The sequence below is a fragment of the Rhizobium lentis genome (assembly GCF_014200175.1).
Classification (GTDB): Bacteria; Pseudomonadota; Alphaproteobacteria; order Rhizobiales; family Rhizobiaceae; genus Rhizobium; species Rhizobium mulingense.
On sequence record NZ_JACHBD010000001.1, the window covers coordinates 1,126,181 to 1,150,266 of the forward strand.

At 62.3% G+C, this 24,086-nt stretch carries 16 protein-coding genes and 3 pseudogenes; 8 read left to right on the top strand and 11 right to left on the bottom strand.

The genetic code is table 11. From position 1 onward, the window contains the following. Position 1 precedes the first annotated feature (1 nt). The gene (locus GGI60_RS05460) at positions 2–1,300 is read right to left on the bottom strand and encodes an adenylosuccinate synthase (RefSeq protein ID WP_183911943.1); all 1,299 of its coding nucleotides are present in this window, start codon (positions 1,298–1,300) and stop codon (positions 2–4) included. A 193-nt stretch (positions 1,301–1,493) separates the two neighbouring features. On the opposite strand from GGI60_RS05460, the gene GGI60_RS05465 reads away from it, so the two are divergent. Further along, positions 1,494–2,411 (top strand): DMT family transporter, encoded by a 918-nt coding sequence (locus GGI60_RS05465; RefSeq protein ID WP_183911941.1) that lies wholly within the window; start codon positions 1,494–1,496, stop codon positions 2,409–2,411. Here GGI60_RS05465 and GGI60_RS05470 read toward each other — a convergent pair. From GGI60_RS05470 to GGI60_RS05495, 6 genes and pseudogenes are all read right to left on the bottom strand, one after another. After that, positions 2,408–3,256 carry a GNAT family N-acetyltransferase gene (locus GGI60_RS05470; protein WP_183911939.1) on the bottom strand — a complete coding sequence of 283 codons (849 nt, stop codon included), beginning with the start codon at positions 3,254–3,256 and terminating at the stop codon, positions 2,408–2,410. The genes GGI60_RS05465 and GGI60_RS05470 overlap by 4 nt on opposite strands. Positions 3,257–3,563: 307 nt before the next feature. Next, a pseudogene (locus tag GGI60_RS05475) lies at positions 3,564–3,890 on the bottom strand (EAL domain-containing protein); the annotation flags it as partial. Between the two features lie 63 nt (positions 3,891–3,953). Continuing rightward, complete coding sequence (locus GGI60_RS05480) at positions 3,954–5,738, bottom strand: IlvD/Edd family dehydratase (RefSeq protein WP_183911937.1); 1,785 nt, start codon at positions 5,736–5,738, stop codon at positions 3,954–3,956. A 279-nt stretch (positions 5,739–6,017) separates the two neighbouring features. Next, positions 6,018–9,218 (bottom strand): efflux RND transporter permease subunit, encoded by a 3,201-nt coding sequence (locus GGI60_RS05485; protein ID WP_183911935.1) that lies wholly within the window; start codon positions 9,216–9,218, stop codon positions 6,018–6,020. Between the two features lie 137 nt (positions 9,219–9,355). Then, positions 9,356–10,546 carry an efflux RND transporter periplasmic adaptor subunit gene (locus GGI60_RS05490; RefSeq protein ID WP_183911933.1) on the bottom strand — a complete coding sequence of 397 codons (1,191 nt, stop codon included), beginning with the start codon at positions 10,544–10,546 and terminating at the stop codon, positions 9,356–9,358. A gap of 46 nt (positions 10,547–10,592) precedes the next feature. Beyond that, positions 10,593–11,408, bottom strand: coding sequence for an alpha/beta hydrolase fold domain-containing protein (locus GGI60_RS05495; protein WP_183911931.1), 816 nt, complete (start codon positions 11,406–11,408; stop codon positions 10,593–10,595). A gap of 163 nt (positions 11,409–11,571) precedes the next feature. Here GGI60_RS05495 and GGI60_RS05500 point away from each other — a divergent pair, with 163 nt between their 5' ends. Further along, positions 11,572–12,483 carry a LysR family transcriptional regulator gene (locus GGI60_RS05500; protein ID WP_183911929.1) on the top strand — a complete coding sequence of 304 codons (912 nt, stop codon included), beginning with the start codon at positions 11,572–11,574 and terminating at the stop codon, positions 12,481–12,483. Positions 12,484–12,710: 227 nt separating this feature from the next. Here the strand turns inward: GGI60_RS05500 and GGI60_RS05505 are convergent. Further along, positions 12,711–13,333: pseudogene (locus GGI60_RS05505) on the bottom strand (SDR family oxidoreductase); the annotation flags it as partial. Between GGI60_RS05505 and GGI60_RS05510 the strand changes: the two are divergent. The 3 genes and pseudogenes from GGI60_RS05510 to GGI60_RS05520 form a co-directional block, all read left to right on the top strand. Further along, positions 13,333–13,464 (top strand): annotated as a pseudogene (locus GGI60_RS05510) (LysR family transcriptional regulator); the annotation flags it as partial. The pseudogenes GGI60_RS05505 and GGI60_RS05510 overlap by 1 nt on opposite strands. Before the next feature lie 41 nt (positions 13,465–13,505). Next, the gene (locus GGI60_RS05515) at positions 13,506–13,820 is read left to right on the top strand and encodes a hypothetical protein (RefSeq protein WP_183911927.1); all 315 of its coding nucleotides are present in this window, start codon (positions 13,506–13,508) and stop codon (positions 13,818–13,820) included. Between the two features lie 49 nt (positions 13,821–13,869). Further along, entirely contained in the window at positions 13,870–14,487 is a 618-nt protein-coding gene (locus tag GGI60_RS05520; RefSeq protein ID WP_246720302.1) for a DNA-3-methyladenine glycosylase, read from the top strand. Here the strand turns inward: GGI60_RS05520 and GGI60_RS05525 are convergent, their stop codons facing one another. Genes GGI60_RS05525 through GGI60_RS05535 form a run of 3 tightly spaced genes read right to left on the bottom strand, consistent with a single transcriptional unit; the run spans position 14,488 to position 17,693 of the window. Beyond that, positions 14,488–16,029, bottom strand: a complete 1,542-nt coding sequence (locus GGI60_RS05525; protein WP_183911925.1) for a DHA2 family efflux MFS transporter permease subunit — start codon at positions 16,027–16,029, stop codon at positions 14,488–14,490. It lies immediately after the preceding gene. After that, positions 16,022–17,236 carry an HlyD family secretion protein gene (locus GGI60_RS05530; RefSeq protein ID WP_183911923.1) on the bottom strand — a complete coding sequence of 405 codons (1,215 nt, stop codon included), beginning with the start codon at positions 17,234–17,236 and terminating at the stop codon, positions 16,022–16,024. The genes GGI60_RS05525 and GGI60_RS05530 overlap by 8 nt, the downstream gene beginning before the upstream one ends. Further along, positions 17,229–17,693, bottom strand: coding sequence for a MarR family winged helix-turn-helix transcriptional regulator (locus tag GGI60_RS05535; protein ID WP_183911921.1), 465 nt, complete (start codon positions 17,691–17,693; stop codon positions 17,229–17,231). Before GGI60_RS05535 ends, GGI60_RS05530 begins: the two co-directional genes overlap by 8 nt. A 212-nt stretch (positions 17,694–17,905) precedes the next feature. Here GGI60_RS05535 and GGI60_RS05540 point away from each other — a divergent pair, with 212 nt between their 5' ends. The 3 genes from GGI60_RS05540 to GGI60_RS05550 all read left to right on the top strand — a co-directional run bounded on the left by GGI60_RS05540 (position 17,906) and on the right by GGI60_RS05550 (position 24,070). Next, positions 17,906–19,450, top strand: coding sequence for a sodium:proton antiporter (locus GGI60_RS05540; RefSeq protein WP_183911919.1), 1,545 nt, complete (start codon positions 17,906–17,908; stop codon positions 19,448–19,450). A 262-nt stretch (positions 19,451–19,712) separates the two neighbouring features. After that, on the top strand, positions 19,713–20,888 hold the full coding sequence (locus tag GGI60_RS05545; protein WP_183911917.1) for an efflux RND transporter periplasmic adaptor subunit: 1,176 nt from the start codon (positions 19,713–19,715) through the stop codon (positions 20,886–20,888). After that, entirely contained in the window at positions 20,885–24,070 is a 3,186-nt protein-coding gene (locus GGI60_RS05550) for an efflux RND transporter permease subunit (RefSeq protein ID WP_183911915.1), read from the top strand. The genes GGI60_RS05545 and GGI60_RS05550 overlap by 4 nt, the downstream gene beginning before the upstream one ends. The last annotated feature ends 16 nt before the right edge of the window (positions 24,071–24,086 follow it).

The following is a 24,086-nucleotide window of genomic DNA, read 5'->3' on the forward strand; positions in this document are numbered from 1 at the left end:
CTTAATCCTCAAACGGATCGGTCACAAGTATGGTGTCGTCCCGCTCCGGGCTGGTGGACAGGAGCGCGACAGGCGCCCCAATCAGCTCTTCGACCTGGCGAACATATTTGATCGCCTGTGCCGGAAGATCTGCCCAACTGCGGGCGCCGACGGTCGATTCCTTCCAGCCCTCCAGCGTGATATAAATCGGTTCGACCCTAGCTTGCGCTCCCTGGCTTGCGGGAAGATGATCGATCTGTTCGCCGTCGAGCATATAGCCGACGCAGATCTTCAGTTCCTCGAGGCCGTCGAGCACATCGAGCTTGGTGAGCGCGATGCCAGTGATGCCGTTGGTGGCGACCGACTGGCGAACCAACGCGGCGTCGAACCAGCCGCAGCGGCGCTTGCGCCCTGTCACGGTACCGAACTCATGCCCCTTCTCGCCGAGGAACTGGCCGATTTCGTCGGTGAGCTCGGTCGGGAACGGGCCTTCGCCGACACGTGTCGTATAGGCCTTGGTGATGCCGAGGATATAGCCGAGCGAGCCCGGTCCCATACCGGAACCGGCCGCGGCCTGGCCGGCTATCGTGTTCGAGGAGGTCACAAAAGGATAAGTGCCGTGATCGATGTCGAGCAGGCTGCCCTGTGCCCCTTCGAAGAGGATGCGGGCGCCCTTGCGGCGCTCCTTGTCGAGGAAAAGCCAGACGGTATCGCGGAACGGCAGCACCCGGTCGGCGATGGAGGTGAGCTCCTCCATGATCGCCTCGTGGCTGACCTCGGCAACGCCGAGGCCGCGGCGAAGGGCGTTGTGATGTGTGAGGATACGGTCGACCTTGCCGGAAAGGCTGTCGAGATCGGCAAGATCCATCACGCGGATGGCGCGGCGGCCGACCTTGTCTTCATAGGCCGGGCCAATGCCGCGGCGCGTCGTTCCGATCTTGGTGCCGCTGTTGGAGGCCGCATCTTCGCGCATCGCGTCGAGTTCGCGGTGCAGCGACAGGATGAGCGTCGCATTGTCGGCGATGCGCAGATTGTCAGGCGTCACGCTCACGCCCTGGGCCTCCAGTCGACCAATCTCGGCGATCAGCGCATGCGGGTCGACAACGACGCCGTTGCCGATCACCGCCATCTTGCCTGGACGCACGACGCCGGACGGCAGCAGCGAGAGCTTGTAGCTGGTGCCGTCGATGACGAGTGTATGGCCGGCATTGTGGCCGCCCTGATAGCGCACGACGATATCCGCGCGTTCCGAAAGCCAATCGACAATCTTGCCTTTGCCTTCGTCACCCCATTGCGAACCGACCACGACTACGTTCGTCATCTAACTCTTCCTGTTACCGGCGCGGAACCGCGCACCTGCTCAAACCCGCGCATCTATAAAGCTTTGTTTTTGGGAAAGCGACCCTGTTGTCACAGGCGATTGGGCTTTTTACGTGACAAAACAGCAGTGGGCAGGCTATTTCCCCTGGGAAAACGCCGCTTGTTGATCATCAAAAGACGAGGAAGAAACGCTCTTGCAAGCCACGGCCTATATTTGCCTCGTCATCGCCACCCTCTGCTGGGGCGGCAATTCCGTCGCCGGCAAGCTCGCGGTCGGCCATGTCAGCCCGATGATGCTGACCTTCCTGCGCTGGTTCCTTGCCGTCGCGTTGATCGCCCTGATCTCGGTGCCGCAACTCAAGAAGGACTGGCCGGTCGCCAGAAAAAACCTGCCGCTGCTGCTTTGCTACGGCGCCATCGGCTACACCCTCTTCAACGCGATGCTTTACTCGGCGGTGCAGTATACGACAGCGATCAATGTCGCCATCGAGCAGGCCGGCATTCCCATGCTGATCTTCCTGCTGAATTTCGTCTTTTTCCGCACCGGCATTTCGCTGGCGCAATGCCTCGGTTTCGGAATGACGCTGGTAGGCGTGGCGCTGACAGCGGCGCATGGCGACCTCGCCTCGCTGCTGCAGCTGCAGCTCAATCGGGGCGACGGCCTGATGCTGATCGCGATCGTCGCCTATTCGCTCTACACGATCTTCCTGCGCTGGAAACCGCGGGTCGACTGGCGAACGCTGATGGCCTTCCCAGCCTTTGCCGCCATGCTGACATCGCTGCCGCTGCTCCTCTGGGAGGCAGGCCGGGATGCGGCCCAATGGCCCGATCAGGCCGGCTGGGGCATCACTCTCTACACAGCGATCTTCCCCTCGCTGCTGGCGCAGATTCTTTACATCAAGGGCGTCGAGGCAATCGGCGCCAACCGGGCCGGTCTGTTCATCAATCTCGTGCCGGTATTCGGAACCCTGCTCTCCGTCGCCCTGGTTGGCGAGACGCTGCAGTCCTTCCATATGGTCGCGCTGGCCCTGACGCTCGGCGGCATCGCCATCGCCGAAAAAGGTCGTCCGAAAGCCTCGGCTGGAACCGTGCCCGCCTCACCGGTGGATTAGCCAAGCTCCAGCGTCGTCACGCCGAAGACGTGCTTCAACGGCGTGGCTGGCGCTGGCCCGCGATACATGCGCATGGTCTCGAACACCGGCTGAAGGCCCATGCCTTCGGCAAGCGCGATCGCCTCGCGGTTCTCCGCGGGAATATCGATGAAGACTGTTGCCCCTTTCGCCTCCGGGACCAGTTCGGCAAGCAGTGCTGCGGCGCTATCGGAATCATTGGCAAAGAGTGGGCCGATCTTGTAGCCCTCGTAGCAGCGGCGGATCGTGCCGTAGCCACGGATTTTGTGGCTCTTCCGTACGACAGCGGTACGCCGTCCCTTGCGGCCGGTGCACCAGGCGGCAAGGAAGGCTTCCCGCGGCTGCGGAAAGATCGCCGAATCATAACGCTGAAGCCCTTCCAGGCGCGAATCCAGCACCGGATGCGCAACGAGCGTTGAGGCCGGCAGCGTGCTGGCGATACCGCCATAGCGAATGGTGAGATAAGCGGGTTCGAAGCCGGCCCTGCGGTAGTTCTGCTGCTGCGCGGCGACGCCGTCGAGACCGATCGTCCGGCCCTCCGCCGTGGCGATCCCCGCTTCCCAGATCGCCTTGCCGTACCCTTTGCCGCGGAAATCGGGGTGGACGATGTAGAGGCCGAGAAAGGCAAAGCTGTCGCCATATTTGACGACCGAGATCGAGCCGACGGGGACTTCGCCAATGGCGCCGACGAAAAAGCCCGTCGGATCAGCTTCGAGGAATGCCAGCGAATCGTCGAGGCCGGGATTCCATCCCTCCTGACGCGCCCATTCGAGCACGAGTTCCAATTCGCCGGGCCGCATCGAACGAACGGCAAATTCCGAAGTCATGCGACCTTCCCAGATTTGAATGTCCCGCAAGTCCATCCCGCCAACGGCAAAGCAATTGTCAGATCACCACTCCCTATCGCGGCTGCGAATTATGGAGAAGCCGCGCTGATGGTCTTGACGACGCGTATAATCATTTTCGATGCAATGCAGTAAGCTTTGTTTCCGCATTACCATGAAACAAGGCCGTTGCAAGCTCAAGAAAATTACTTGCCGCCCATTATCGTCCTGCCGGTGGCGAGTAAGCAATTTCACCGACATTTAGCCGCTTATCGCTGCCTGGTTTGCCCGCGCGGGATAGCCAAAGAGCCTGCAGGCCGTCGCAGCCGAGCTGCGCCAGCACGGTGGCGTGAGCCTCAGTCTCGACGCCGTCGGCGATCACCCAGACATCGAGCGCCTTGGCGATTTCGACGATCGAACTGACCACGCGACTGCGCGAGGCGTGGCCCGATCCGAAATCGTCGATTTCGATGTTGATGCCCAGCTGTTTGATATCATCATATGATCGAGCAGCGTGTCGTCGCCTCATCGAGGAAAATCGTCTCGACCAGCTCGAATATGATTGCGCCGGGCGGAATGTCGAGTTTTTCAGCTTGCCGAGCAGCGCCGGGCCCGCAAGGCGCGACACCGAAATGTTGAAATCTTCGTTACGGCTTTCCCTTTTGGATCAACGGACGTGCGATCTGCCGCAGCTTCGCGATCAGTGATTATGCCTCGGTGGTCTTTTCGCGATCTGGCGGAAGTCCGCTGCCCCTTCCAGAACGGCGCCGTCCGCCAGTTGCGTGACGGAACGGCGGTAGATTTGCTGCCACGGCGTCGCATCCGCCGGCACCGGCGGAATGCCCTCGCCTTTGCGCCGTTCGATCTCGGCGTCATCCACCAGCATGTCGCAGCGCCCGTGGTTGAAGTCGATGCGGATCGTGTCGCCGCTGCGAAGCCAGGCGAGGCCGCCGCCGGCAGCGCTCTCCGGCGAAGCGTTGAGGATCGAGGGGCTGTCCGCCGTGCCCGATTGACGGCCGTCGCCAATCGTCGGCAGGCTGCGGACGCCGCGCTTCAGAAGATGGTCGGGCGGCTGCATGTTCACAACCTCGGCCGAACCCGGCCAGCCGAGTGGCCCAGCGCCGCGAATCACGAGGATGGTATTCTCGTCGATGCCGAGCGCGGGATCGTTGATGCGACGATGATAATCTTCCGAGCCGTCGAAGACGACAGCCTTGCCCTCGAAGACGCCTTCTCGCCCCGGCTCCTGGAGATAGCGCCGGCGAAAATCCTCTGAAACGACACTCATTTTCATGATGGCGAAGTCGAAGAGGTTACCCTTCAGGACGAGGAAACCGGCTCGCTCCTTCAGCGGGTCGTCGAACGGCCGGATGACCTCGCGGTCGCCGGCTTCCCGCCCATGCAGGTTCTCGGCGATCGTCCTGCCTGTCACCGTGCGACAGTCGCCGTCGAGTTTACCGGCCTGCAGCAGCTCCCACATGATTGCCGGCGTGCCGCCGGCGCGGTGATAACGCTCACCGAGATAGGCGCCAGCCGGTTGAACATTGGCCAGCAGCGGGATATCGAAGCCGTGCACCTGCCAGTCGTCGGGATAGAGTTCGACACCGGCATGCTTGGCCATCGCAGCCAGATGCGGCTGTGCATTGGTCGAGCCGCCGATCGCCGAATTGGTGCGGATCGCATTGAGGAAGGCCGCCCGCGTCAGGATATCCGACGGCTTCAGATCCTCGAACACGATCTCGACGGCGCGCCGTCCGGTGCGGTAGGCCATCTGCCCCCGCTCGCGGTAGGCGGCCGGAATGGCGCCGCACCCGGTCAGCGACAGGCCGAGTGCTTCCGCCAGCGCGTTCATCGTCGAAGCAGTGCCCATTGTATTGCAGTGGCCGACCGAAGGAGCCGAGTCGAGCGCTGCCTGCAGGAATTCCTCTCGGTCGATTTCGCCGGCCGCATATTTCCGCCGCATCCGCCAGATCACCGTGCCGGAACCCGCCAGTTCCCCCTCGTGCCAGCCGTCCAGCATCGGCCCGCCGGAGAGCACGATCGCCGGAATATCGACCGTCGAGGCCGCCATGATCGCCGAAGGCGTGGTCTTGTCGCAGCCGGTGGTCAGCACCACGCCGTCGAGCGGATAGCCATAGAGGATTTCGACGAGGCCGAGATAGGCGAGATTGCGGTCGAGCGCGGCCGTCGGGCGTTTGCAGTTCTCGAAGATCGGATGCGTGGGAAATTCGATCGGAATGCCGCCGGCATCGCGAATGCCGTCGCGCACGCGATTGGCGAGTTCGATATGCACCCGATTGCAGGGTGTAAGGTCGCTGCCGCTCTGGGCAATCCCTATGATCGGCCTGCCGGAACGCAGCTCCTCCGGCGTGATGCCATAATTCATGAAACGCTCGAGATAGAGCGCCGCCATGTCGATGTGATCGGGATTGTCGAACCAATCCTGCGAACGCAGGCGGCGTTTTTTCGTCTGGCTGTCCGTCATTACCATCCTCCCGATCGGGCATACGTCTCTTCGAAGTCGAGAAGCCTGGGCTTCAGCCCATCCCATCATCTCCCGCAAGCGCTCCGGCCTTGCCCGCATTGCGTATAGGTAACGCCCGCGCCGATCCTCCGAGCTGCTATCCGTCTTTGATAGTCCCCTCGCCCATGGTTGCAACCGTTTTGATGAACGTAACGCATTTTTGTCGGGTCTCCGAAAACGATACGGGCGAGAACCGCAGTTCCCGCCCGATTTACTCGACAAAGGAAGGTTGAATTCCGTTTATTCGGCCGCGAGCCTGATGACCTCGGCCTCTTCCTCCTTGTGCTCGTCCGGCTTGTGCTGGACCAGCGGGCGGTTGCCCGTCATCCGGCGCAGCAGCACGTAGAACACCGGCGTCATGAAGATGCCGAAGAAGGTCACGCCGATCATGCCGGAGAAGACCGCGACACCCATGGCGGCACGCATTTCCGCACCGGCGCCGGTCGAGACGACGAGCGGCACGACACCCATGATGAAGGCCATGGAGGTCATGAGGATCGGGCGAAGACGCAGCCGGCTGGCCTCGACAGCGGCTTCCCGTGGCGTCCTGCCTTCGAACTCCAGTTCACGGGCGAACTCGACGATGAGGATCGCGTTCTTCGCCGATAGACCGACAAGGACGACCAGGCCGATTTGGGTGAAGATGTTGTTGTCCCCCCCGGTGAGCCAGACGCCCGTCAACGCGGCCAGCACACCCATCGGCACGATCATGATGATCGCAAGCGGGAGCGTCAGGCTTTCATATTGGGCGGCCAGCACCAGGAAGACGAGCAGCAGTGCCAGGGGGAAGACGACGACGCTCGAATTGCCGGCGAGGATCTGCTGATAGGTCAGATCCGTCCATTCGAAGTCGATGCCAGCAGGCAGGGTCTCGCGAAGGATCTTCTCGATTGCCGCCTGGGCTTGGCCGGATGAGAAGCCCGGCGCCGGACCGCCGTTGATGTCGGCGGCAAGGAAGCCGTTGTAGCGGTTGGCGCGCTCCGGACCGGTGCTCGGCTCGACCTTCAGCAGCGCCGAAAGCGGGATCATTTCGCCCGATGCCGAACGGACCTTCAATTGGCCGATATCTTCCGGCTGGGCGCGGAATTTGGCATCGGCCTGCACGCGGACGCTGTAGGTGCGGCCGAAAGCATTGAAGTCGTTCACATAGAGCGAACCGAGATAGATCTGCAGCGTCTGAAACACATCGGTGACGGAAACTCCGAGCTGCTCGGCCTTGGCGCGGTCGAGATCGGCATAGAGTTGCGGCACGTTGATCTGGAAGCTGGAGAACAGCCCGGCAAGCTCAGGCGTCTGGTAGGCCTTGGCGAGCACCGCCTTGGTCGCCTCGTCGAGCGCCTGGTTGCCCAAGCCGGCGCGATCCTCGATCTGCAGCTTGAAACCGCCCGTCGTGCCGAGACCGTTGACCGGCGGCGGCGGGAACATGGCGATGAAGGCATCCTGGATGGCACCGAACTTCTGGTTCAGCGCCATGGCGATGGCGCCGCCCGAGAGATCAGGCGTCTTGCGCTCCTCGAAGTCCTTGAGCGTCACGAAGACGATGCCGGCATTCGACGAGTTGGTGAAGCCGTTGATCGACAGGCCCGGGAAGGCGATTGCGTTGGCAACGCCGGGCTGGGCGAGCGCGATATCCGTCATGCGCTTGATGACGTCTTCCGTCCGGTCGAGGCTGGCGGCATCCGGCAGCTGAGCGAAGCCGATCAGATACTGCTTGTCCTGGGAGGGCACGAAGCCGCCGGGAACCGTCGTGAACATGCTGTAGGTCGCGCCGACCAGCGCCAGATAGACCACCATTACGATGCTCTTGCGCGACACCAGCCCGCCCACACCCTTGCCGTAGGCGTTCGAGCCGGCGCCGAATACACGGTTGAAGCCGCGGAAGAACCAGCCGAAGATGGCGTCCATGAACCGCGTCAGCCAATCCTTCGGCGCGTGGTGACCCTTCAAGAGAAGAGCTGCGAGCGCCGGAGACAAGGTCAGCGAGTTGAAGGCCGAGATGACGGTCGAGATGGCGATCGTCAGTGCGAACTGGCGATAGAACTGTCCCGACAGACCGGAAATGAAGGCGAGCGGCACGAAAACCGCGACGAGCACCAGCGCGATCGCGATGATCGGGCCTGAGACTTCCTTCATCGCCTTGTAGGTGGCCGCTCTCGGCGACAGGCCCTGCTCGATGTTGCGCTCGACGTTTTCGACCACGACGATGGCGTCGTCGACGACGATACCGATTGCGAGCACCAGACCGAACAGGCTGAGCGCGTTGATCGAGAAGCCGAAGACATACATGACCGCGAAGGTACCGATGATCGAGACCGGAACCGCAATCAGCGGAATGATCGAGGCGCGCCATGTCTGCAGGAACAGGATGACGACAAGGACGACGAGCGCCACGGCTTCAAGCAGCGTGTCGATAACCTTCTCGATCGAGGAGCGCACGAATTTCGTCGTATCGTAGACAATCTCGTATTTCACGCCCTCGGGCATGGCCAGTTGCAGTTGATCCATGGTCGCGCGCACATTGTCGGCGATCTCGATGGCGTTGGAACCGGGCGCCTGGAGCACGGCAACGGCGACCGCCGGCTTGCCGTCGAGCAGCGAACGCAGCGTGTAATCGGCAGCGCCGAGTTCGATGCGGGCAACGTCGCGAAGGCGGGTGATCTCGCCATTGGCGCCGGTCTTGACGATTATGTTGCCGAACTCCTCGGGCGTGCGCAGGCGGCCCTGCGCATTCACGTTGAGCTGCAGGTCAACACCCGGCTTGCTCGGAGAGGCACCGATGATGCCGGCAGCCGCCTGGACGTTCTGCGAACTGATGGCGTTGCTGATGTCGCTCGCAGCGAGATCATGCTCGGCCGCCTTCTGCGGATCGACCCAAACGCGCATCGAGTAATCGCCAGCGCCGAAGACCTGCACCTGGCCGACGCCCGGGATACGGGCAAGCCGGTCCTTGATGTTGAGGGTCGCGTAGTTACGAAGATAGGTGATGTCGTGACTGTCGCCGTCGGAGACGAGATTGACGACCATGATGAAGTCGGGCGAGCTCTTGACGGTGGTGATGCCCAGCGCGCGGACTTCCGCCGGCAGGCGCGGCTCAGCTTGCGAGACCCGGTTCTGCACGAGCTGCTGCGCCTTGTCGGGATCGGTGCCGAGCTTGAAGGTGACGGTGACATTAAGCACGCCGTCCGACGTCGCCTGGCTCGACATGTAGAGCATGTCCTCGACGCCGTTGATCTGCTCCTCGAGCGGTGTCGCCACCGTTTCGGCAATGACGCTCGGATTGGCGCCGGGATAGGTGGCGCGCACGACGACCGACGGCGGCACGACGTTGGGATATTCGGAAATCGGCAGCGCCCTGAGGCCGATCAGGCCGGCAACCACGATGAGGACCGAAAGAACGCCGGCAAAAACCGGGCGGTCGACAAAGAATCTGGAGATGTTCATATCAAAGCCCTCTCCGGGGTGAACATGGATGCAAAGTGCCTCTCCGGCGGCTTGGGAACCACCGGCGGGTCATATCAATTCGAGCATGGGCCTCCCCGGGCGAGGCATAGCCTAGCCCCGCCGGGGAGGGCGAAGTCTTACTGAGCGGTCGCGACCTTCTCTTCCATCTGCGGGATAACAACGGCCCCCGGACGGATGCGCTGCAGGCCGTTGACGACGATCTTCTCGCCCGCGTTCAGGCCGCTTTCGACTACCCGCTGACCGTCAGACAGCGTGCCGAGCTGCACCTGCCGATAGGCCACCTTGTTCTCGCCGTCGACGACGAAGACGAACTTCTTGTCCTGGTCGGTGCCGACGGCACGATCGCTGATGACGATCTTGTTCTCCGCCTTCGGCTGGCCCATGCGCACCCGCACGAACTGGCCGGGGATCAGGCGCCCGCCCGGATTGTCGAAGACTGCGCGCACGCCGATCGTGCCGCTTGAGGCATCGACCTCATTGTCGATCAGCTGCAGCTTGCCTTTGATCGGTGTGCCGCTGTCGGCCAGCGTGCCGACCTCGACGGGGATCTGTTCGACCGGCGGCAAGGCGCTGTCCGTCTGCGGCAGTTGGGCAAGGGCACGCGTCACCATCTCTTCGCTGGCATTGAAGCTCGCATAGATCGGATCGACCGAAACGAGCGTCGTCAGCGCCGGCGAAGCCGAGCCGGCCGCAACCAGGTTACCCGCGGTCACCTCGATCTTGCCGATACGGCCGGACACCGGCGCCCGCACCTCAGTATAATCGAGATCGAGCTGGGCCGACTGCAATGCGGCCTGCGCCGAACGCAGTCCTGCCTGCGCCTCGGCCAGCGCGCTTTGGCGTTGATCGAGATCGCTCTGGGAGATCGTGCGGTTGTCGGAAAGCCTGCGGCCGCGATCGAGCTCGGTCTGCGCCAGGCTGACCTTCGCTTCGGCCGAAGCGACCTGGCCCTGCGCCTGCGCCACGCTCGCCTGATAGGGAGCCGGATCGATGGTGAACAGCAGGTCGCCCTGCTTGACCAGCGCACCTTCGCGGAACGCCACCGACAGGATGGCGCCGGCGACGCGGGAACGAACCTGGACACGGTCGACGGCTTCGAGGCGGCCGGAGAAACTCTCCCAAGCCGTCACATCGCGCGCCGCGACGACGGCAACCGTCACCGGCACGGCGGGAGGCTGCGCCGGGGCGGAAGCGGCCGTGGCGGTCGTGCTCATCGGCAGTTCGAAAAACAATGCAGCGCCGGAAACCGACGCAATAAGGCCTATGCCGGCGCCCACCAGGGCCCAGCGCTTGTTTCTGGACGTCATCAGTACTCTCCTTGCGGCCCCAAGCCGCCGAAATATCAAATCTTCTTCAATGCAATTGCGGTTGGACGCTTACGTCCTGAAGGAAATCTCCGAAATGGCGGCTGACGTGTTCCTGCCAATCGGGCACTTCCCCGGATTTCCCACCATAAATCGAGGGCCAGCCCGTCCCGGCGGGAATGACATGCTGGCGCACACCGACACCCGCCTTCTTCAGGCGGGCACCGTAACCAATTGTTTCGTCGTGCAGAGGATCGTCCTCGGCGGTGAAGATCAGCGCCGGCGCGACGCCCGCAAGACGCGAACAGAGGCAAGGCGCCGCGTAAGGGTGGCAGCCGCCGCCGCTCAAGTAATGGCTCCAGCCCTCTGTCCAGCGCTGCCGCATGCCGATGGCCTCCGCTCTGCGGATAGAGGATGTGCCCATGAAGGGATCAAGCAGCGGCGAAATCAGAATCTGCCCATCGAGTGCGTCGGGCAGTTGGTCGCGCGCCTTCAGCGCCACACCGGCGGCGACATTGCCGCCGGCCTCTTCGCCGGCGACGAAGAGCAGCGACTTGCGGTCGCCGAGACCGGCAGCGCGCTTGTTGGCGAGATAGGTAAAAACCGAGAAGGAAACTTCCAGCGCCTTCGGAAACAGGTTCCCGGATAGGCTGCTGTAATCGACGGCGGCGACGATGGCGCCAGCCTTGGCAAGGCTGATCGCCACCGGTCGGTCGACATTCGTCTCGCTGTCGAGAAACGCTCCACCATGCAGATAAAGCACGATCGGCGGACCTTTGCCATAATCGGCGCCTTGGTAGATGCGTGCGGAAACGGGGCCGATGGCCACCTTATCCAGCATCATATCTTTCCATTCCACCGTCATGATTGCCGTCTCTTTGTGCATCGCGACAAACAGAAAACGCCGTCGCTTGCATTTTGCATAAAAAAGATATTGTTATTCAGAACAGGGAATAAGAAGCGATATCGCGATTACACTGTTCCGATTCTCGAATAATGGTGCAACGCAAACTCCGGACTTGAAACCGATGGATCAACTTTCGGCAATGCGCGTCTTCATCCGCGTGGTGGAGACGGGCAATTTCACCCGCGCCGCCGACATGCTCGCTATGCCGAAGGCGACGGTGACCAATCTCATCCAGGGCCTGGAAGCGCATCTGCGCACCAAGCTTCTGAACCGTACCACGCGACGGGTCATGGTGACCACGGACGGCGCGCTTTATTACGAACGCGCCGCCCAGCTCATCTCCGAACTGGAGGAACTCGACGGCAGCCTCTCCAACTCGCAGAGCCTGCCGAGCGGGCGGCTGCGCGTCGAAATGAGCGGCGCCTTTGCTGACGCAATCGTCGTCCCGGCTCTTTGCGACTTTTATCAGCGTTATCCGGATATCCGTCTGGACCTCGGCGTCAGCGACCGCACGGTGGATTATCTGGTCGAAAATGTCGATTGCGCGTTGCGGGCCGGCACGCCTACCGACCAGTCGCTCATCGCCCGGCGCGTGTCGGAGATGGAACTCATCACCTGTGCTTCGCCAAGTTACATCCAGAAATTCGGCATGCCCGAACGCCCTGAGGATCTGGAGGCCGCACATTTTTCGGTGAACTATTTCCGCGCTCAGAACAACCGGACGCTGCCCTTCGAATTTCGCAGGGACAACGAGATGATTGAAACCAACCCACGCTATATCGCCTCCGTCAACGACAGCCGCACCTATCTGACAGCAGCGCTGACGGGGCTCGGTGTCGCGCAGGTACCGACCTTCATGGCGCGCGAGCCGATGCGGCGGGGCGAACTCGTCCGCGTGCTGCCGGAATGGCGCCGCGATCCGATCCCGCTCTATGTGGTCTATCCGCCGAATCGCCACCTCAGCAACAAGGTCCGCGTCTTCGTCGACTGGCTGGTGAAGCTTCTGGTCGAGGCCAAGCTGAACGACTATTGAGCGGCAAAACAGATACGGCCCGGAAGGAGGGGAACCTTCGACGGGCCGCAATATTTCGAACATCGGACCTGTCGCGCCGCAGAGCGGGCGCGGCAGGCTCTGGAGGTTCGTAAGAGAGCGTCAGGGAACTCCACTCTCTCGCGATAAAGCAGTTATAGGCACTCCCCATAAGATTGTAAGAGGGAAAGCCTACAAGCGATCACATAATCGCGATGAGCTCGCCTTCGTCAGATCATGCCGCCATTGGCGCGCAGCGTCTGGCCGTTGATCCAGCCGCCGTCCGGACCGGCGAGGAAGGCGACCGCCGACGCGATGTCCTCGGGCGTACCGAGGCGCTCCAGCGGGTTCATCTTCGCCATGCGGGCGACGAGTTCCTCTGATTTGTCGTTGAGGAAAAGATCGGTGGCGACAGGACCGGGCGCAATGGCATTGACGGTGATATTGCGGCCGCGCATTTCCTTGGCCATGATCGCCGTCAGCGTTTCGACGGCCGCTTTGGTCGCGGCGTAGACGCTGTAGGTTTCAAGCTTCAAGCCGACGGTCGAGGTCGAGAAGTTAATGACCCGGCCGCCGTGGCGCAAGCGCCTGGCCGCTTCCCTCAACGTGTTGAAGGTGCCCCTGAGATTGACGCCGATCTGGCGGTCGAAGTTTTCGTCGTCAGTTTGAGCGAGCGAGGAGAGCATCATGATGCCGGCATTGTTGACGAGCACGTCGATGCCACCGAAAGCGGCTTCCGCGGCATCGAACATGCGGCGCACGGCGCCCGCATTGCTGACATCGGCTTTAGCGGTCAGCGCCTTGCCGCCGGCCAGCTCGTCTCCCGGGCCAGTTCTTCGGCCGGGGTGGCATTTTCCGCTGACGCCGACGCCGGTATCCCTGCTCTATCCCCGCAACCGCCAGCTTTCACCGCGCGTGCGCGTCTTCATCGACTGGCTGGTGAAGGTCTTCGCTCGACAAAATCCGGAAAGCGCGCATCATTAAGGCGCGCCTTGCGCATGTAAGCGCTTTTTTCGGGGGAGGCCATGGCACTCAGCGACATCACTGTCTACCAGACGGAAGACGGCTTCGTCATCGAATTCGGCGGCGAGGGCGAAGACAGCATTGCCGTGACGTTGCGCAGCAGGCCAGAGCTAACCTCGGAAAATGCCGTCTCGCGCGCCAAGGCCCTGCTTGCGACAGCCATCGAACCCACCCATGGCGACGGCCCGCGCAGCAAGGATGCCGCCCTGCTTGAAGAAGAACTGGAAGAGGGCCTCGAAGATTCTTTTCCGGCGAGCGACCCGGTTTCGGTCACGGTCTCCTCGATCCCGATGCGCGATCCGAATGCCGGCCGGTAACACCTGCTTGTCACGTCAAACGCTTTTAGGGTGACGCCAAGCGCACCGAATGGTATCTGCCTTGGCCATGACCGATGGTGGAATGACAAGCGGCGCGATCGGCGCCGGCGCGCTTGCCGGCGAAAGCCTCAAGGCGTTTTTCGAGCGCGATGCGGCCACTGTTGCCCGGGCTCTGCTCGGCTGCCATCTCACAGTCGACGGTGTCGGCGGCCGCATCACCGAGACGGAAGCCTATTTCCCCGATGACGAGGCCTCGCACAGCTTCCGCGGCCCGACCAGGCGCAACGGCGCCATGTATGGCCGCCCCGGCAATGTCTACATCTACCGCATTTACGGCATGTATTGGTGCCTGAACTTCGTCTGCCATCCGGGTTCGGCCGTGCTCATCCGGGCCCTTGAGCCGGAAACAGGAATCCCTCTGATGATGCAGCGGCGCGGCACCGACATGTTGACGGCGCTTTGCAGCGGCCCCGGCAAACTCTGCCAGGCGCTCGGCATCGACATCGAGATCAACGACCGGCTGCTCGACCACCCTCCCTATGCGCTGACGCTCTCCGCGCCGGTGCCGATCGTTTCGGGTAAGCGCATCGGCATCACGAAAAATGCCGACGCGCCATGGCGCTTCGGCATCCAGGGATCGCGTCATCTCAGCAAGCCGTTTCGCTGACTATTCCATGACGGCACTGTGGTCGACGGCGGGCGCCGCTTTCGGCTTGCGCAGCAGCAGAACCAGCGGAATGACCGCAAGCGACATCAGCATCAGCAGCTTGAAATCGTCCATATAGGCGATGATCGTCGATTGCAGCGTGATGATCTCGTTGAGCGAGGCGCGCCCGGCCGCCGTCACGGGACTGAGCCCCTGCGCCGCCGCCGCATTGAAGGCATGGTTGAACGGCGTCACATAGGCGGCGATCGATTCATGATTGCTCTGCGTGTTTTCGACGATCAGCGCCGAGACGATCGAGATACCCACCGACGAGCCGATGTTGCGAGATAGATTGTAAAGGCCGGTGCCGTCGCCGCGCATATGGGCGGGTAGCGTGGCGAAAGCGATCGTCGTCAGCGGCACGAAGAGGAAGCCGAGACCGGCGCCCTGGATGAAACCGACCGAGATGATCGTCCATTGCGAAACGTCGGGCGTCCAGCCGGTCATGTCGTACATCGCCCAGGCAGTCAGGCCGAGGCCGAGCCCCAGCAGCCAGCGTGTATCGACCTTGCCGATCAGCCGCCCGACGATGAACATGCAAAGCATGGTGCCGAGCCCGCGTGGCCCCATGACGATGCCGGCGGTGATGACGGGATAGCCCATCAGCGTCTGCAGATAGGGCGTCATCAGCGCCAGCGAGGCGAGATAGGTGATGCCGATCACGAAGATGAAGATCATGCTGATCGTGAAATTCTGGTCCAGAAACAGCTTCGGATTGACGAAGGACTTCTCCGCCGTCAGCGTGTGCACCAGCAGCAGATAGAAGGCGGCAGCACAGATGATCGCTTCGAGCATGATCTCGCCGGAAGAAAACCAGTCGAGCTGCTCACCGCGATCGAGGAAGAGCTGCAGCGAGGCGATGAACAGGCTCATCATGCCGAAACCGAACCAGTCGAGCTTGGCAAGCGCATCCCTCTTCGTTTCCGATACGAAGATGACGATACCGGCAAAGGCCAGCGCACCGATCGGCACGTTGATGTAGAACACCCAGCGCCAGCTGATATTGTCGGTCAGCCAGCCGCCGATGACCGGGCCGAGCACCGGCCCGACCATGACCGAGACGCCGAAGAGCGCCATGGCCGAACCGCGCTCCTCGACCGTGTAGATGTCGAGCAGGATGCCCTGGGAAAGCGGCACCAGCGATGCGCCGAACAGGCCCTGGAGCAAGCGGAAGGCGACGATCTGGTTCAGCGACTGCGCCAGGCCGCAGAGCACCGAGGCGCCGACGAAGCCTGATATGGCGACGAGCAGCACGCGCTTGCGGCCGAACTTGGCGGCAAGGAAACCGGAGGGCGGCGTCATGATCGCCGCCGCGACGATGTAGGACGTCAGCACCCAGTTGATCTGGTCGGCGGAGGCCGACACGCTGCCTTGAATATAAGGCAGCGCCACGTTGGCGATCGTCGTATCCAGCGCCTGCATGATGACGGCGAGAATGACGCAGGCGGTGATCGCACCGCGATTGGCAACGGGGATCGCCGGAGATGCGGGAGCGTTACTCATGATCCTTGCCCTGAGACCGGCCCAGAAGCTTGTTGACGAAGTCGGGCAATCCGCGGGCATGGCCGGTTTCGACATCGACGACCGTGCTCATGCCAACGCGAAGCGGCGGCTTGCCTCCGGCGTCCTCAATGCTGACGCGCATCGGAATGCGCTGGACGACCTTCACCCAGTTGCCGGTGGTGTTCTGCGCCGGCAGCAGCGAGAAGCTGGAGCCGGAGGCCGGACTGATGCTCTCGACCTTGCCCTTCCACATCATGCCGGGATAGGTGTCGACGTAGATCTCCGCCGTCTGCCCGGGCTTGACGTAGGTCAGCTCGGTCTCCTTCGGGCTGGCGGCGATCCACAGATGGTCGGTGGCGACAAGCGAGAAGGCCTGCTGCGACGCCTGAAGATAAGAGCCCACCTGCAAGGCGTTGACCTTGGTGACGATGCCGTCGAACGGCGCCTTGACGACGCTGTGGTCAAGCTCGCGCTGCGCATTGTCAACCTGGGATTTGGCCTGCAGATAGAGCGGGTTTTCCTCGACCGGCTGGTCAGCACTGCCGCCGAGCTCGGCGAGCGTCGTTGCCGCTTCGGCCTTGGCGACGGCAACCTTCTGCCGCGCGGCCTCGAGATTGTGCTTGGCCTCGTCATAGGCAGATTGCGTCGCGCTGCCATTGTTGACAAGGCTCTGCTGCCGATCGAACTGATCCTGGTAATAGGGCAGATCGGCTTCCGCCTGCGTGATCTCGGCGAGCGACTGCTGATAGCTTGCCTTGAGGTTCATGATCTGATTGCGCTGCGCGCCGAGCTGCGCCTTGGCGCCATCGAGCGCAATCTTGAAGGAATCGGATTTGAGGCTGAAGAGCACCTGCCCCGCCTTGACCGCCTCGTTCTCGTGCACATTGATTTGCTCGACGATGCCCGAGACATCGGTGGTGACCCCGACCATATCGGCCTGGATATAGGCGTTGTCGGTCGACATCACCTGGCCGCCATTGACGTAACAATAACCGCCGACGACGAGCGACACCGGCAGCAGGGCGAACAGGACGGGCCGTGTGAGACTGCGCCGGCGGCGGACCTTGTTGCCGCCAGGCGCAGCCACGGCGGCAGCCGGCGCTGAACTGGATGAAGGCGCTTCGGCTACCGTTTCCTGCTGTTTGATTTCGTTTTCGTCAGATGTCTTGGCGTCGGCAACGACGCGGAGGTTGGGTTGATCAGCCATCGTTCATCTCATTCTCTTCAACTGGTGTTCGGCAAGCCTGCACCAGGTTCGTCTTCATTGCGGACAGGATTTGGTAGAGCTGCTCGCGCTGCGCGGCCGAAACGCCGTCCAGCGCTTCGGCGCGGGTCACATCGCCGAGCTCGCGCATTTCGGCGAGCAGCGGATGGGCTGCTTCGCGCATGTAGAGCAGCCAGATGCGCCGGTCGGTCGGGTGCTGGCGGCGCTCGATCAGCCCGCGTTCGGCGAGCTTGTCGAGGATGCGCACCAGCGTGATCGGCTCGACTTCGAGAATTTCGGCAAGGCCGCCCTGATGGATGCCTTCATTGTTGGAGAGATAGGCAAGCGTCTGCCATTGCGACCGGGTCAGCCCAAGGCACTTCGCGCGCTGCTCGAACCGCTTGCGCAGCAGCCGCGCGACGTCATGGAGAAGGAAACCGAGTGTGGGCGTAGAGCTCATGAAAACCTGCGACCGAATTTATAAGCATACTTATGATATGCGTATGTATATTGAGCTTGCCGTCAGCACAAGGACGCAGACGGCAGATTCAGCAACGTCGGCTGAAATGCCGCAGCTTGGGCTCAAGCCCGTTTGACAGTGGCCGCGGGCTTGCGCCGCCCTAATTCTGCGGCAGGAACGCCTCCGCACGAGGCGCGTATTTGGGGAGCTTGATGGCGTTCTTCGAAAGCATGCTGACCCTCCTGCTGGTGGCGATTGTCTTTCTGCAATTCTCCAGGAAGTTTCGAATTCCGTATCCGACAATGCTGTCGATCGCCGGCGTCATCGTTGCGGCTGTGCCCTGGGCTCCCGAGGTTGCCATTGATCCCGACCTTGCATTGGCGTTGCTGGTCGCGCCCGTGCTCTTCGACGCCGCTTATGATCTGCCGCCGAGAACATTGAGGCGCAACTGGCTGCCGCTCTTTTCGCTCGCCGCGATCGCCGTGATCCTGACAGCTGCAGCCGTAGCCGTCGTCGGGGTGACGATGGCCGGCCTGCCGCTGGCCGCGGCCGTCGCGCTCGGGGCCATCGTCGCGCCGCCGGATGCCGCCGCCGCCACCGCCATGCTCGATCGCTTCGCCCTGCCGCGCCAGACCTATGTCGTCCTGAAGGGCGAGAGCCTTTTGAACGATGCCGTCGCGCTTCTGATCTTCAGCGCTGCGGTTTCTGCCGCGGCCAGTCCGGCCTTCTTTTCCGGCGCCCTGGCGGAACTGGCTCTCGCCGTCCCCGGTGGCCTCGTCTTCGGCTATCTCATGGGCCGTCTCTACATGGTCGTCGGCCTGAGGCTCGCCGGCACGCTCGGCGGCACGCTACTCGAATTCGTCGCCACCTTCGGCACGTGGATCATCGCCGAGCGGCTGCATTTTTCGGCGATTCTGGCCATCGTCGTCTACGCGATGGTGATTGCCCGCTACATGCCTGAACTACAGACGGCCCGCCACCGCATCCACTCCTATTCTGTGTGGGAGGCTGCGGTCTTCCTGCTCAATGTGCTCGCCTTTCTGCTGATGGGCCTGCAGGCCCGCCAGATCGTCCTCGACCTCGATCCCGGCCGACTGAGTTTCGCGATCGGCTTCGCCGCCGCGGTCTTCGGAACCGTCGTCGTCGTCCGTCTCGCCTGGGTGCTCTTCTACAACCGGGCGATCAAATTTCTCGCAGCGCGCGGACGCACGATACAGGCCGCTCCGACGTTTGCAGCCAGCCTGCTTGCCGGCTGGTGCGGCATGCGGGGCCTCGTCACCCTGGCGACGGCACTCGCCCTGCCGATCGACTTTCCCGATCGCGACATCATCCTGCTCAGCGCGCTCGCCGTGGTCCTCGGCACGCTTATCGTCCAGGGACTGACGCTCGGCCCGCTGATCCGTTTTCTAAAATTCGATCCGGACACGTCCCTGGAGCGCGATCTCGCCAGAGCCCGCGTGGCGTTGATCGATGCAGCGCTGGCCGAGCTTACAGGCGGCGAGGACGATTCCACCCGCATCCTGCGCGATGTCTACACTTCGGAGCGCAAGATCGCCGCGGACGGGAAACATCCACGCGAGGTCAGCAGGCTCGATAAGCAGCGCCGCAATGTCATCGTCGCAAAACGCGCCAAGCTGGCAGCGATGCGCCGCTCCGATGAGATCGACGACGATGTCTTTCATATGCTGGAACAGGAACTTGACTGGGCCGAGCTCGGCGCGCTTCCGCCCGGCAGGGATGAGATCGTCGAGAGCTGACGCCCTTCCGCGACGTCTCTATGGTTTCAGGAAGCGCCGCCAATTGGCATTTGCAATTTTTCGCCGCTGCCGTTTATAGTCCAATTCCATAGCGTTACGATTTTTCTGATCTGCATGCCTGCCGGCCTTCCTTTCCAGGGTATTGGACGCCGGAGAAATCAAGGGGGCGAACGCCTCCGATCAAGCAGCAAGACATGAACGACATCACTTCATATTGGGTTTGGCGGCAGCAAAAAGCGCGCGCCGAGATTGGAGGACCGGTATGACTTACGCGCTTCGACAGATCGCGGTGTTTGGCTGCATGGCGGCGTTGATGCCTCTGGCCGCGCTGGCTCAAAACGCCCCGCCGCCCCCGCCCGTCACCGTCGCCAAGCCGGTTGTTCGTGACGTCGTCGACAGCGACGAGTTCATCGGTCGCTTCGAACCGGTCGACGAAGTCTCCGTTCGCTCGCGCGTCGGCGGTTACCTGCAGGAAATCCATTTCCAGGACGGCGCCCTGGTCAAGCAGGGCGATCTGCTCTTCGTCATCGACCAGAGACCCTTCATTACGGCGCTTAACCAGGCAAAGGCGACCCTCGAAGCGGCACAATCCACCCTGGTCTTTGCCGACACGCAGTACAAGCGCGCCCAGTCGCTTGCCTCGAGCGGCAGTCAGTCGGCGCAGACGCTGGATGATCGCCGCCGCGAATTTGATTCGGCCGAGGCCAATGTCCGCGGCGCGCAGGCCGCTGCCGACCGTGCGTCGCTCGACATGGAATATACGGAAATCAAGGCGCCGCTCAGCGGCCGTATTGACCGCCGGCTGATCTCGGCCGGCAATCTCGTGCAGACCGACCAGACCGTGCTCACGACGATCGTTTCTCTCGACCCGATCGATTTCTATTTCGACGTCGACGAACGCCGCCTGCTGAATTTTGCCGACACGGCCCGCAAATTGGGCAAGGATCTCCAGCAGGGCGGCGGCGGACTGGATGTCTCCGTCACGATCTCGGATCCCAATGCCAAACCTTTCAAGGGAAAGCTCGATTTCGCCGAGAACCGGGTCGACAACCAGAGTGGCACCATTCGTCTGCGGGCCCGGTTCCCCAACCCTGACCTTGTCCTGCAGCCCGGCCTCTTCGGCCGCATACAGGTCGAAGCTTCCAACACTTATCAGGCCATTCTTGTCCCCGACGAGGCAATCGGCTCGGATCAGAACGAGCGCGTCGTCTATGTCGTTGCCGACGACGGCACGGTTTCGACCAAGCCCGTGAGACCTGGACCGCGGCTCTACGGCTACCGCGTGATACGCGAGGGTCTCGATGGCACCGAGACGATCGTCGTCAACGGCGTAATCCGCGCCCGTCCCGGCTCGAAGATCACGCCCCAGATGACCGAACTGCCGAAAGAGCGGCAGGACACGGCGCCCGAAACCGCCGGCGCGGAGAGCGGACAATGAGATTCGCTCATTTTTTCGTGGACCGGCCGATCTTTGCGGCCGTGATCTCGATCGTCCTTCTCGTCGTCGGCGGCATCGCCTATACGCAGCTGCCGGTGTCGCAATATCCGGAGATCGCGCCGCCGACGATCGTCGTGCGCACCTCCTATCCGGGCGCCGATCCGCAGACCATCGCCGACACGGTTTCGACGCCGCTCGAACAGCAGATCAACGGCGTCGAAGACATGCTCTACATGTCTTCCTATTCGAGTGCCGACGGCGCCATGTCGCTGACGATTACCTTCAAGCTCGGCACCGACCTCGATAAGGTCCAGGTGCTTGTCCAGAACCGCGTCTCCATCGCCCTCCCCCGCCTTCCCGAGGAAGTCCAGCGGCTCGGCGTGACAACCGACAAAAGTTCGCCGGATCTGATGATGGTCGTGCACCTGCTGTCGCCGACGCACCGTTATGACCAGCTTTACGTCTCCAACTACGCCCGCAACCGCATCCGCGACGTTCTCGTTCGCCTGGATGGCGTCGGCGACGTGCAGCTGTTCGGCGAGCGCCAGTATTCGATGCGAATCTGGCTGGACCCGGAAAAGCTCTCTGCCTACGGCATGACATCCGATGACGTCGTCGCCGCCCTCAGAGACCAGAACGTCCAGGTGTCGGGCGGCAAGATCGGCGCGCCGCCGGTGACCGGCAAGAACGCGTTCGAATATACGGTGCGGACGGACGGACGCTTCTCCGACGTGCGCGAGTTCCGCTACGTCATCGTCAAATCGACGGATAGCGGCCGGCTCGTGCAATTGCAGGATGTCGCCCGCATCGAACTCGGCGCACAGGACTACGTCACCAACAGCTATCTCAACAACGATCCCGCGGTCGCGCTCGGCATCTTCGCCCGGCCGGGGACCAATGCCCTGGATACCGCCCATCAGGTCCAGGCGATCATGAAGGACCTGTCGCAGAATTTCCCGCAAGGGCTGGAATATCGCATCGTCTACGACACGACCGAATTCATCTCGGATTCGATCTCCGAAGTGTATCGAACCATCGTCGAGGCGGCGATCCTGGTGGCGATCGTCGTGCTCGTCTTCCTGCAATCCTGGCGAACCGCGATCATTCCGATCATTGCCATCCCCGTCTCGCTGATCGGCACCTTCGCCGTCCTCTTGGCCTTCGGCTTCTCGCTCAACATGCTCACCCTGTTTGGCCTGGTGCTGGCGATCGGCATCGTCGTCGACGACGCGATCGTGGTGGTGGAAAATGTCGAGCGCAATCTCGCCCGCGGCATGACGCCGAAACAGGCCTCCCACGTCACGATGGACGAAGTCGGAACCGCCGTCATCGCCATCTCGCTGGTGTTGATCGCCGTCTTCGTGCCGACAGCCTTCATCCCAGGCATTTCGGGACAGTTCTACCGGCAGTTCGCGGTCACCATCGCCGTCACCACCGCGATATCAGCGTTGAACTCGCTGACGCTTTCGCCCGCCCTGGCAGGCATATTGCTCAAGCCTCATGACCACGAAACCAGGCGCGTCAATATGGCTACACGCCTGGGGCGCGGCCTTGCCGATGGCTTCAACCGTGGATTCGATCGGATGAGTTCCGGCTATTCATGGACCGTTCGGCACCTGGTCAGCAGTTGGGTCGGCTTGAGCGCTGCCATGGTCGCCTTCGTCTGCCTGCTGGGGGCAACTTGGTACATCGGCACGCGCGTCCCCTCGGGTTTCATCCCGACCATGGACCAAGGCTACGCGATCATCGTCATACAACTTCCTGACGGCGCCTCGCTTGCGCGTACCGACGCCGTCGTCAAGCAGGTGGGCGATATCGCCCGTACCGTGCCGGGCGTCGGCAATGCCGTGCAGTTTGCCGGCTTCAGCGGGGCGACATTCACCAATGCCTCGAATGCCGGCGTCGTCTTCGTCCCGTTCAAATCCTTCGCCGAACGCGAAGAAGGCGGAGACAACGCCAACAAGATCATCGGCGAGCTTTTCGGCAAGCTGCAAAGCATCCAGGAAGCCTTCATCATCGCCATACCGCCGCCATCCGTGCGGGGTGTCGGCAATTCCGGCGGCTTCAAGATGCAGATTTCCGACCTTGAAAACGCCGATATAACGCGGGTGCTCGCCCTCGCCCGCCAGATGATGGGGGCGGCAGCGACGACGGAGGGATTGACCGGCGTCTTTACGACATTCTCCGATGCAAGCCCACAATATTTCCTGGCGATCGACCGCGACAAGGCGCGCTTCCTCAATGTGCCGATCCCCAATATCTTTAACGCGCTCTCCATCAATCTTGGCGTCGCTTACGTCAACGATTTCAACGCGTTCGGCCGCGTCTACCAGGTTCGCGCCCAGGCCGACCGGCAGTATCGCATGGATAGGGAAGATATCCTCGCCCTGAAGGTTCGATCGGCGACCGGCGCGCTGGTTCCGCTTGGAACCTTGATGGACATTCAGGATGCCAGCGGCCCGGCGCTTGTCCAGCGTTACAACATGTATGTCTCGGTGCCGCTTCAGGGCAATCCGACGCCAGGCACGTCAACGGGCGACGCCATCGCGAAGATGGAGGCGCTGGCGGCGAAGATCCTGCCGCAGGGAACGACCTTCGAATGGACGGAACTCGCCTATCAGGAGACCCATACCGGCAACACCGCCGTCTATATCTTCGCCCTGTCGGTGATCTTCGTCTTCCTGGCGCTGGCGGCGCAATATGAAAGCTGGGTTCTGCCGCTGGCGATCATCCTCATCGTGCCGCTCGCGGTGCTGGCGGCGCTGATCGGGGTCTCGCTCCGCGGCATGGACAACAATGTCCTGACGCAGATCGGCCTGATCGTGCTGATCGGCCTTGCGGCCAAGAACGCCATTCTGATCGTCGAGTTCGCGCGACAAGCGGAAGAAGAAGGCAAATCGCCGGTCGAGGCGGCGATCGAGGCCAGCCATCTTCGCCTGCGCCCGATCCTGATGACGGCTTTCGCCTTCATCTTCGGCGTGCTGCCGCTTGCCATCGCGACCGGCCCCGGCGCCGAAATGCGCCAGTCGCTCGGCACTGCCGTCTTCTCGGGCATGCTCGGCGTGACGATCTTCGGCCTGTTCCTGACGCCGGTTTTCTACGTCGTGCTGCGCGGCCGGCGTCGCAACCGCTCAGCTGACAGGCCGGTCGAAGCGGTCCCGACCGAAAGGGAGACGGTTTGATCACTCCAGTGACAAT